Here is a 10,257-nt window from a genome sequence, read left to right on the forward strand (position 1 = left end):
ACAGGCAAGATGCCTGTTCCACAATAACTCTACATTTTTAGCAACAGGCAAGATGCCTGTTCCACAATAACTCTACACTTTTAGCAACAGGCAAGATGCCTGTTCCACAATAACTCTACATTTTTGTGGTACAGGCATCTTGCCTGTACTTAGCATTTGTGCAACACCTAATTATTAGCAGAAGGGTAAAAATCTGCAATAACTCAATTTTTTTGTGGTACAGGCATCTTGCCTGTAGTTAACATTGGTGGAAGACCTAACTATTAGCAGAAGGACACAAATCTGCAAGTTCGCAAATATTGCAAGCCGGATTTCTCGCATTACAAACTGCCCTGCCGTGATAAACCAACCGAATCGACCAATTTTCCCAATCCGGCTGCGGTAACAATATCATCAAATCCCGCTCGATCCTTATAGGATCGGTATGTTCGGTCAATCCCAACCGCTGACTCAAACGTTTGACGTGAGTGTCTACCGTCACCCCCATATTAATACCAAAAGCGTGAGCGAGAACGACATTAGCCGTTTTGCGGGCAACTCCGGGCAATTCTAGCAGCAGTTCCATCCGCTGCGGCACTTGATTGTTAAATTTATTGACGATCGCCTGACAAGCACCTTTAATATTTTTAGACTTATTCCGGTAGAAACCAGTCGATCGCACCAGACTTTCGAGTTCTTCTAAATCAGCATTTCCCAAAGCCACCGCATCGGGAAAACGCTCAAACAAAGCCGGCGTTACCAGATTTACTCGATCGTCCGTACACTGAGCCGAGAGAATCGTCGCCACCAGCAACTGCACGGGAGTTTCGTAGTTGAGAGTACAAGGAGCTTCTGGATAGAGGCGTTTGAGGCGAATCAGAATTTCGAGCGATCGTTGTTTTAAACTTAACTTTTTAGTCATTAGTCATTAGTCATTAGTCATTAGTCATTAGTCATTAGTTATTAGTCATTAGTTTTTAACTGGTTCCCAGGCACGACCGTGGAACCCATAACCAGAGGCTCGGCCTCGCTTGCGTAGGAAAAAAAGAAGATGGAAAAATAGGAAAATAGGAAAAAGGAAAACTAGACATAATTCTTCCTCCTTCCTTCATTTACTATTGCATGAAATTTCGCAAATCGAACCCAGCCAAATTAGCTGTATCGCGAATAATCAAGAAAACTCCCAAACCCAGCAACAACACCAAACCAGTCTGCATGACATTTTCCTGAATGCGGTTCGGCAGAGGCTTGCCCCGCAGTCCTTCTATTAACAGAAAAGCTAGCTGACCGCCGTCCAAAGCAGGTAAAGGCAAGATATTAATCACAGCCAAATTGATGCTAATTAGCACCGCATACTGAAACAAACTCGCAGCATCCGATTTGGCAATCCCTGCACCAATCGCCACAATCGCCACAGGCCCGGACAACTTGTCGGCAGTCTGGCTGAAATTGCTAAGTAACTGCCCGAAACCTTGAACCGTCAGCACCACAATCCGCTCAAATTCTTTGGCGGCCTTGCTAAACGCCTCTACAAATCCGGCCCTCTGCCGCACCACAGTGCCGTTAGAAGTTAGTTGCACGCCAATGCGACCTTTGCCGTCGGGCGACTCTTCAGGAGTTACTGTCACCACAAATTTTTGTTCTTGGCGCTGAATTTCCAACGCTAGGGGTTGGTTGGGATGATCTTGGATTGCTGCGACCAATAATTTGACTGCTTCGCCGGAAGCGCCCAATTCCTTGCCGTCAACAGACAGAACAACGTCGCCCGATCGAATTCCGGCTTGTTTCGCGGCAGAACTGACTTCTGCGGCGACTTCCGGGACTTTAACTCCCGGTAGGTAGTTCATTTCTGCAGCGCCGACAGTGCTCAATTGCACCACCAGCAGGAAATAAGCAAAAATTAAGTTGGCAATTACCCCTGCACTAATGACGATCGCCCGATCGAGCACGGGGCGATTTTTGAGCAAATTCGGGTCATTTGGGGGAATTGTACTGTCGGGATCGTCGTCCGGGAAACCCACGAAACCTCCCAGGGGAAAGGCGCGGAGGGCGTATTCAGTTTCCGGGCCTTGGTACTTCCAGAGGATTGGCCCGAAACCGATGGAGAAGCGGTTGACATGGATGTGTTGAAGTCTCGCCGCCAAGAAGTGGCCGAGTTCGTGAACGACAATCAAGATACCTAAAACTGCGATCGCTGCCAAAACTGACATGAAGGATTCCACTAACACTTTTACTGGACTTTGATTTATTTTAATATCTTTTTAATATCGGTGGCTTCGGAGGGACAATTTTCAGTCAAACTGGAAGGTGGTGTTTTTGTCGGAAGTCCCGGCTGCTGCGATCGACCCGACGCTGCCAAACCGATCGCGCGATCGTACCTGAGTTTACCTCTAAAACCAATTCCCATTACCAATTCCCTATTACAAATTCCCCATTAGCAATTCCCAGTTACCAATTCCCGATTATGAAAGACACTTCTTTGAATATTATCGCTATTTCTATCTTTGCCATCACCGTTTCAATATTGTTGGGCCCCCTATTCAACTTGCCAGAAGCCGTACCTGCGATCGCCACTTTTTGCCTGTTGGGGCTAGCCACCCTCGACAGTTTCCAGTGGCAAGGTCAAGGCGGTACTATTTTATTAGATTGGCTGGGAGGAACTTCCAAACAAAAGCGCGATCGTATCCTTCACCACGAAGCCGGACACTTCCTAGTCGCGCACCTGTTGGGAATTCCCGTAACCAGCTACGCCCTCAACGCTTGGGAAGCATTTAAACAAGGTCAAACAGCCCAAGGCGGCGTCCGATTTGAAGACGAGCAATTAGCATCTCAACTCCAAAGTGGCACTCTTTCCGCCCAACTTTTAGACCAATATTGTACCGTGTGGATGGCCGGAATAGTCGCCGAAAAATTTGTTTACGGCAGCGCACAAGGAGGAGCAGAAGACCGCACCAAAATTAGTGCAATTTTAACACAACTGCGCCGTCCAATTTCCGAAATTCAACTCAAACAAAACTGGGGTTTGCTGCGAGCAAAAAACCTGATCGAAAGCCACAAATCAGCTTACGAAGCCCTAGTAGCAGCCATGGAAAAAAGAGCAAGTGTTGCCGAATGCTACGCCATAATCCAGCAAAATTTATAGGAAAAAAATTACGCACTTTTGCCTTATAAACCCGGTTTATCTCTAGATTTCTCACAAAGACAGGACTTACGCACCGCCTCAATATATAGTGTTTTGTAGGGGCAAACCCCCCGTGGTTGCCCCCATACCTGGAATGATGGCGTAAGTCCTAAAATACAAAAAATTTGCGTAGAAACCGAGTTTAAGAGCGTATTATAGGGATTAAAAATTAATGTCAGAACCAAATATTTTCCCAACAACACTGCAAACAGCAAACCCAAATACAGAAAAATTGTTGTGGCTGTTTGGTTTGCGGATCGACCCTGGCACCGAAATACCAAATCTATATACTCTAATTGTCTATGGAGAACAAGAGCCGCCCTTAGTAGCCGGCGGTCAACTTGTATTTTTTACCCGTCCAGAACTAGCGATTAACGCTCTCCAATTGTGCAATATCGATGTCAGCAAACTGGGAAAGCCACCCACACAAATAGACGCTATTTGCGACATTGCAGAAACGCTATACTTGCTCGATGCCGAAGATTTTGACGAGTCAGCTACTATCCTCAACTGTTTGAACGCGCTTTTCGATTTAGTGAAAGCTACTTTAATACCGATGCCAACTGAATACAAGCGCATACTTTATGATTTTGCAGACCATTTGAATATTGAGGAAGAGTTTGCAAGTTTTTTAGATGCAGAAGATATTCAGCGCTCGGAAATTGTCAATGCCATTTTGTGGTGTGTGGGAGCAATTACAGCTAAATCGAGATTGTTGACCTAGCAATTTAATACAAAACTAGAATGTGCATCGATAATAGATAATATCGCCAAAGGAAATTGTGCCATGACTGTAACAGATGTACGCTTGTGGACTGTAGCCGAATACCGCCGCATGACCGAAACTGGCATTCTCAATCCCGATGAACGAGTCGAATTAATTGACGGGCAAATTATTTCAATGAGTGCAAAAAATCCTCCCCACGCAGCAACTAATCTCTGTGCAGCCGACTATCTGAGAAATCTGCTGGCAGGACTTGCTTTAATTCGCATTCAAGACCCGATCGCTCTAAGTTATAATTCAGAACCAGAACCCGATATTGCTGTAGTGCAAATCGACCCTCGGCTGTACCAAGATTTTCATCCCGCACCAGACAATATTTTCTTATTAATAGAAATAGCTGATACGACTTTAGAAACAGACCGCCAGCGGAAAGCACCGGCTTATGCTAAGGCGGGAATTAGTGATTATTGGATACTTGATGTTAACACGCGGCAAGTCTATGTTTTTCGCGAACCGGGCGAGGCAAACTACCAACAAGAAACAGTATTTAATGAAGATGATGTTTTGTCAATGCCGGCCTTTCCAGAAATAGAAGTTCAGATTTCGCAACTGTTTCCTTAAGTCTGTGGGCGGCGGGTTTATCGATATCTTTAGCTACGGATCGATATTTCGGCTAAAACCATCCCCTTGTATGGTGCGTAGCTGCTACGGTATCTACGGGTATTGTGTATATTGATATCGCTCGAATTACCACAACGTTGTAGGGGCGGGTTCACAAACCATACATAACAATGACCGACAATTCATATAAACCCGCCCCCACCCCACCGTAAATCTAAACGTACATTTGGCTTGTTTGTTGGGTGGGGCGGGTTTTTGAAATTGTTTTTTTTGGGGCGATTATTGTTGGTGAACCCGCCCCTACAAATCTATCAATTACCCATTACCAATTACCAATTCTTCAGAATAATCCCGATCGCTACAAAAAACTTAGTATTAGGGCGTAGCGCGAGTTATACTCCTACTGGAAAGACTGTGACTGCCAAAAAATCTCGACATCAAAGTTTATGAGCAACACTTCCGGGCTTCGACCTGCAGCCGACAACCCCAAAACACAAAAACTCAGCCTCTCAACAAAATTAGCTTACGGTGCCGGCGACCTCGGCCCGGCAATTACCGCTAATGTTTTGGCATTTTACCTCCTAGTTTTCTTTACCAATGTTGCTGGTTTACCTGCCGGCTTAGCCAGTAATATTTTGGTAGTTGGCAAGATTTGGGATGCTATAAATGACCCGATTGTGGGGGTTTTGAGCGATCGCACTTCTCATCCTTGGGGCCGCCGATATCCTTGGATAATATATGGTGGCATTCCCTTCGGCATATTCTTCTTATTGCAGTGGATTGTACCTAGCACGGATCACACAGTGTTATTTTGGTACTATGTTGCAATCAGTATTTTGTTCAACACCGCCTACACGGCTGTCAATCTTCCCTACACTGCCCTGACTCCAGAACTTACTCAAGACTACAACGAACGCACTAGCCTTAATAGTTTTCGGTTTGCTTTCTCCATTGGCGGCAGCATCTTTTCATTAATCTTAGCTCTAATTATCTTTCGTGTATTTGAAAAAGACCCGAATCAACAATATTTAGTATTAGGTGCAATCTGTGCAGTTATCTCTGTCTTGCCTTTGTACTGGTGCGTTTTGGGAACTCGCAAGCACGTCGCCGCCCAACTATTAGAAAACGCAGAACTCGATAATTCTACATCCTTGCCACTGAAAGAACAGTTGCAGATTGCATTTAGCAATCGCCCTTTTTTGTACGTCATTGGAATTTATCTTTTTTCTTGGCTGGGAGTGCAGTTGACTGCTACTATTATTCCCTACTTTGTTGTTAACTGGATGCAACAGCCACAGTACGTTTTTAGCTTGGTGGCGATCGCCGTTCAAGGCACTGCATTAATCATGCTATTTGTTTGGAGTAAAGTCAGCGAGAGATACGGCAAAAAAGCCGTATATTTTATGGGCATGAGTTTGTGGATTATTGCCCAAGCTGGACTGTTTTTCCTGCAACCAGGACAAGTATTGCAAATGTACATATTAGCAGTCATGGCAGGTATCGGAGTTTCCACGGCTTATCTAATACCTTGGTCGATGATACCGGATGTGATCGAACTCGACGAACTGCAAACAGGAGAAAGACGCGAAGGGGTTTTCTATTCGTTTATGGTACTGCTGCAAAAAATCGGATTAGCAGGGGGTTTGTGGTTGGTAGGTCAAGCATTAGAAGGAGCTGGATTTCTATCTACAGTTCCGGGACAGCCTGCACCCGTACAGCCAGAGTCTGCACTGTTTGCGATTCGAGTTGCGATCGGGCCGCTCCCCACAATTGCTTTAATTGCTGGGATGATTCTCACATACTTTTATCCCATAACCCGCGAAGTTCATGCAGAAATATTGTTGAAGCTGCGAGAAAGAAAAGCAGAAAATCAGTAAGCGCTAATAACCAATAGTTGGTAATTCGTAAAATCGAAAAATAACAACTACCGATAGCTAATCCGGGCCATATTAATAGCAATCCTCCCATCCTATGCAAACTATTTTTTTCTTGAACAATGTGTCATCTTCTTATGGCATCGGTTAATTTAAAAAAAACGTTGCGCGTTTCCTGAAAGGATTGCTATAGCTTGCTCGGAGGGCGAATAAAAGCGATAGTTTTAGTAATAGCCCCGGAACGCAGAAACCTAGTTTTTTTTACGAAAATACATAAATCGCGCCGCGCCATCCGCCCCAGTAGAAAAACCCCGAATGCTTGAGTTGTTCTAAATGTCGATCGAGCTTGAGAACACAAATTATTAAATTTTATGTCGCTCGCGCACTATCGAAATGAGTTTGCGATATAATTACCACGGTAAAATAAGTATATACACTTAATCATTCATCTAACTCCTCAAAAAGTTTATAATTAAAAGAAGAAACAGATTTTTTTCGGAAATTGATTCGATTAGTTGCCGTTCCCAAAAATCTGCCGAATGTGGCTAATTATATCTACAGGGGAAATGCAACACTTTTTAGCCGCTCAGTTAGCGCGTAAGTTAACAAGTGCTTTTGTCGTTGACTCCGAACCGAAAAATGGCATAGAGGACAAACCAATACCAGCGCAAGCGGCGGCTGAGGTGTTACGGTCAATTGTAAAAGTTTGGTAAAGTTATGGAACCCGCTGTCGCGAAGCTGAGCAACACCTGAAAAAGTTGGCTTCGTCGCCCGGAAACCCTAAATACAAGCACAACGCAGCCGAGCCAAATGCAGTCTGATCTAACTCTCCAGCAGTTGTAAAAGAACTTTTACCGCCGGCATAGCATAAGGATTTAGTGATTTTTGTATACTATGTGAAAGTAGTGAGAACTATTAGAAGGAAGTGGGATCGACCAACCAATAATTTCGTGTGATATCCTTAAGCCAATGCTCAAAGTATCAACCTGAAGGCTCGCAGAAGAAAGCTGATTTTACCCACAAAATATCAAAGAGGTCAACATGGAAAGAGAACAGGACGCTCATATCGTACCCATTAGCAACCAGAGCCGACAGGTGCAGCAATTTTCCGTTGACGAGGGAGAAGATTTAAGCGCGCAGCCTCAGAAAGGATTGAATGTAAAGCCGTTGTTGAGGACTGTTCAGCGAAAAGCCCTAATCATTATTGGGATTATAGGTCTAGTAGTCGGCGGAGTTGTTTATCAGATCAAGGGAGCCAAGAAAACATATCAAGGCGATTTTCGGATGCTAGTGGAACCCGTGACAACGGAGGCAAGAATTGCTGACCCCTCTGCCCTAGCCAATCGCAGCGAGGGGGGAGGAGTACCTAGTAGAGATTTTTTTAGTTTGGACTACGCAACTCAACTTCAAATTCTCCAGAGTCCTCAGATGCTGTCAGCTATTGTTAAACAAGTCCAAAAACGATATCCAAAATTCACTGAGAAAATGCTTCAAAAAGAATTAGTCGTTTTGCGGCTCGGAGAAGATCAGATGACGATGACTAAAATTTTGGAAGTTCGCTTCATGGGGAATGAGCCTGAATTTGTTGAGTTCGTTTTACAAGAAACTAAAAAGAAATATTTAAAGTACAGTCTTGATGAACGCAAGACTCGGATTGGTGAAGGTGTTAAATTTATTGAAGACCAGCTTCCGGGACTCAATAAGCGCGTAAACGACCTGAAATCGGAGTTACAGGTGATACAGCAGGAGCAACAGATTACCAATCCTCAAGAACAAGGCGCGCAATTAATCCAGCAAGTTCGTGCCGTAGAAACTTTAGAGTTAGAAACTCAAAGGCTACTGCAAGAACAGAAAACGCTGTACGCTAACTTGCAAAAACAATTAGATTTTACACCAAATGAAGCTATTGCTGCTTCAGCTTTAAGCGAAGAACCTCAATATAAAGAGTTGCTGACCAAGGTTAAGGAAGTAGAAGGTCAGATTGCTGTAGAAACAGCTCGTTTTAAATCTGCTAACCCTATAGTGGAAGCTTTAGAGCGCAAGCGGGCAAATTTAGTAGCTTTGCTCAATCAGCAAACTGATAGAATTTTGGGGCAAAATTTAGTCGGTACCCAAGCCAATTCTAAAGTTCAGAATTTTCAAAATTCTATTCGCATAGGCTTGATTAAACAATTGGTTGATACTGCTAACCAAGTTGAGGTCTTAGAAGCTCGCCGTCAGGCAATCAGCCAAACTAAAAACAATTTAAACAGGCAAGCAACAGAATTTCCCACCATAGCCCGCCGCTACAACGAACTGCAACAGCAATTAGAAGTAGCCGCCCGCACCCGCGATCAACTTCTAAGCCAGCGGGAAACTCTGCGCGTCCAAGCAGCTCAAAGCCAAGTACCTTGGGAAATAATTTCTGAACCACGGATACCGCTAGATGAGAAGGGCAACCTGATGCCAGTTCCATCGAAAGCTAAAAACAAATTAGTGATGGCAGTTGTTGGAGCGCTAGTTTTGGGTCTGGGAGCTGCTATCCTCATTGAAAAAATCCGCAATATTTTCTACTGTGCTGATGACGTGAAAGATGCGGTTGATGTGCCTTTATTGGGAGCAATTCCTCTGGACAAAAATGCTAGAAAATTGCCGCCTTCTATTGCTAATGCCTATGCTTATATTGAAGGAAAAGAGGGTAATAAGAAAATTGCTGCGGAATTTATAGAAGCTTTTGACTCTCTTTATACTAATATCCGCTTTCTTTCTTCAAATCGAACGATTAGCTCTGTGGCAATTGGTTCGGCTACAGTTGGCGAAGGCAAATCTACCGTTGCTTTAAACTTAGCTCACGTGGCAGCGCTGGCGGGTCAGCGAGTGCTGTTAGTAGACGCGAATTTGCATTCCCCCAGCCTGCACTTGCTGTTGGAAGTGCCTAATGTCAAGGGATTGAGCAACTTGCTAGACCATAAAAACGAACCCAATGAAATTATCCAACGATCGCATCTAGCAGATAATCTTTTTGTATTAACTGCTGGTATCCCGAATCCTGGTACTGCCAGACGGCTGGCATCATCTCAGATGCAGTATTTAATGGAAGAACTTCAGGCAAAATTTGACTTAGTTATCTACGATACGCCGCCGCTCGCTGACAGTAAAGATACGAATTTTTTAGCAGCGCGCACCGATGGCATACTGATGGTTGTAGCAATTCGCCAGGTTCCCTTTTCTGTAGTCAAAAAAGTTTTCAGTCAATTAGAAAATTTTGGCATACCATGCTTGGGCACAGTTGCGAATCATGCCCCTAAACGCAAGAAGTATCCAGCATCGAGAGCATCAGTTGTTGAAGATAAAAGTGAATATTTGAATTTGACACCAGCACCGTCTCGTATCCGCAAACTAGCTCCCAAAAAAGAGTGAAACCCAACAAAAAAGACCCCCAAAAAAAGGATACCAGCCCTCGACATGAGTCAATCGATTTTAGATTTTAGATTTTAGATTTTAGATTGACTTGCGCGAGATAAATGCTCTTTCTTGAGGATTTTTGATTTTCGATTTGGGATTGATTCCACGGATAAATCACGTGGCGGATACCACCTTTGAAATTCGTGGTCATGGAACTCCCAAAATTTTAGATTCTTGTTCAATCTCCCAGATTCGTCTGTGGAGTAAATCGAAAATCAAAAATCCTTGGACTGAGCGCGACTTGAAGCTCGCGCTCGCCCAACCTCTTAGGCCGAAGTCTCAAATCTCAAATCTCAAATCTCAAATCTCAAATCTCAAATTGACTGAGTGCGGACTAATTTCCATCGGGGTTGGTAGCATTGGTGACAAGTTAAGGAAAAAAGGAAATTGTCAAGGGTAGTATTTGCATGGGTCTGGGATCGTGGGAAACTTAT

The 10,257-nt window shown here is 44.1% G+C and carries 9 protein-coding genes; 6 read left to right on the forward strand and 3 right to left on the reverse strand.

Features of this window, described 5'->3' with window-relative positions; all coding sequences use genetic code 11:
- Positions 1-256 precede the first annotated feature (256 nt).
- The 3 genes from nth to QUB26_RS25445 all read right to left on the reverse strand — a co-directional run bounded on the left by nth (position 257) and on the right by QUB26_RS25445 (position 2,386).
- Entirely contained in the window at positions 257-901 is a 645-nt protein-coding gene (gene nth, locus QUB26_RS25435; RefSeq protein ID WP_333320252.1) for an endonuclease III, read from the reverse strand.
- Positions 902-1,094: 193 nt separating this feature from the next.
- On the reverse strand, positions 1,095-2,189 hold the full coding sequence (gene rseP, locus QUB26_RS25440; protein ID WP_333242503.1) for an RIP metalloprotease RseP: 1,095 nt from the start codon (positions 2,187-2,189) through the stop codon (positions 1,095-1,097).
- Between the two features lie 35 nt (positions 2,190-2,224).
- Positions 2,225-2,386 (reverse strand): hypothetical protein, encoded by a 162-nt coding sequence (locus QUB26_RS25445; RefSeq protein ID WP_333105714.1) that lies wholly within the window; start codon positions 2,384-2,386, stop codon positions 2,225-2,227.
- A gap of 57 nt (positions 2,387-2,443) precedes the next feature.
- Here QUB26_RS25445 and QUB26_RS25450 point away from each other — a divergent pair, with 57 nt between their 5' ends.
- The 6 genes from QUB26_RS25450 to QUB26_RS25475 all read left to right on the forward strand — a co-directional run bounded on the left by QUB26_RS25450 (position 2,444) and on the right by QUB26_RS25475 (position 9,778).
- Positions 2,444-3,121 carry an ATP-dependent Zn protease gene (locus QUB26_RS25450; protein WP_333242500.1) on the forward strand — a complete coding sequence of 226 codons (678 nt, stop codon included), beginning with the start codon at positions 2,444-2,446 and terminating at the stop codon, positions 3,119-3,121.
- Positions 3,122-3,332: 211 nt separating this feature from the next.
- Positions 3,333-3,884, forward strand: coding sequence for a hypothetical protein (locus tag QUB26_RS25455; protein ID WP_333242497.1), 552 nt, complete (start codon positions 3,333-3,335; stop codon positions 3,882-3,884).
- Positions 3,885-3,947: 63 nt separating this feature from the next.
- On the forward strand, positions 3,948-4,505 hold the full coding sequence (locus tag QUB26_RS25460) for a Uma2 family endonuclease (protein WP_333320254.1): 558 nt from the start codon (positions 3,948-3,950) through the stop codon (positions 4,503-4,505).
- A gap of 446 nt (positions 4,506-4,951) precedes the next feature.
- Positions 4,952-6,382 carry an MFS transporter gene (locus QUB26_RS25465; RefSeq protein WP_333320257.1) on the forward strand — a complete coding sequence of 477 codons (1,431 nt, stop codon included), beginning with the start codon at positions 4,952-4,954 and terminating at the stop codon, positions 6,380-6,382.
- A gap of 536 nt (positions 6,383-6,918) precedes the next feature.
- Entirely contained in the window at positions 6,919-7,092 is a 174-nt protein-coding gene (locus tag QUB26_RS25470) for a hypothetical protein (RefSeq protein ID WP_333242489.1), read from the forward strand.
- A gap of 328 nt (positions 7,093-7,420) precedes the next feature.
- Positions 7,421-9,778 carry a polysaccharide biosynthesis tyrosine autokinase gene (locus QUB26_RS25475; RefSeq protein WP_333242486.1) on the forward strand — a complete coding sequence of 786 codons (2,358 nt, stop codon included), beginning with the start codon at positions 7,421-7,423 and terminating at the stop codon, positions 9,776-9,778.
- Positions 9,779-10,257: the final 479 nt, after the last annotated feature.

It is taken from the genome of Microcoleus sp. B4-C1 (assembly GCF_036705285.1).
Taxonomy (GTDB): domain Bacteria; phylum Cyanobacteriota; class Cyanobacteriia; order Cyanobacteriales; family Microcoleaceae; genus Microcoleus.

Bases quoted from the DNA above. Each gene is read 5' to 3' on its own strand.
- nth (WP_333320252.1), bottom strand. From the start codon at position 901: ATGACTAAAAAGTTAAGTTTAAAACAACGATCGCTCGAAATTCTGATT.
- rseP (WP_333242503.1), bottom strand. From the start codon at position 2,189: ATGTCAGTTTTGGCAGCGATCGCAGTTTTAGGTATCTTGATTGTCGTT.
- QUB26_RS25445 (WP_333105714.1), bottom strand. From the start codon at position 2,386: ATGGGAATTGGTTTTAGAGGTAAACTCAGGTACGATCGCGCGATCGGT.
- QUB26_RS25450 (WP_333242500.1), top strand. From the start codon at position 2,444: ATGAAAGACACTTCTTTGAATATTATCGCTATTTCTATCTTTGCCATC.
- QUB26_RS25455 (WP_333242497.1), top strand. From the start codon at position 3,333: ATGTCAGAACCAAATATTTTCCCAACAACACTGCAAACAGCAAACCCA.
- QUB26_RS25460 (WP_333320254.1), top strand. From the start codon at position 3,948: ATGACTGTAACAGATGTACGCTTGTGGACTGTAGCCGAATACCGCCGC.
- QUB26_RS25465 (WP_333320257.1), top strand. From the start codon at position 4,952: ATGAGCAACACTTCCGGGCTTCGACCTGCAGCCGACAACCCCAAAACA.
- QUB26_RS25470 (WP_333242489.1), top strand. From the start codon at position 6,919: ATGTGGCTAATTATATCTACAGGGGAAATGCAACACTTTTTAGCCGCT.
- QUB26_RS25475 (WP_333242486.1), top strand. From the start codon at position 7,421: ATGGAAAGAGAACAGGACGCTCATATCGTACCCATTAGCAACCAGAGC.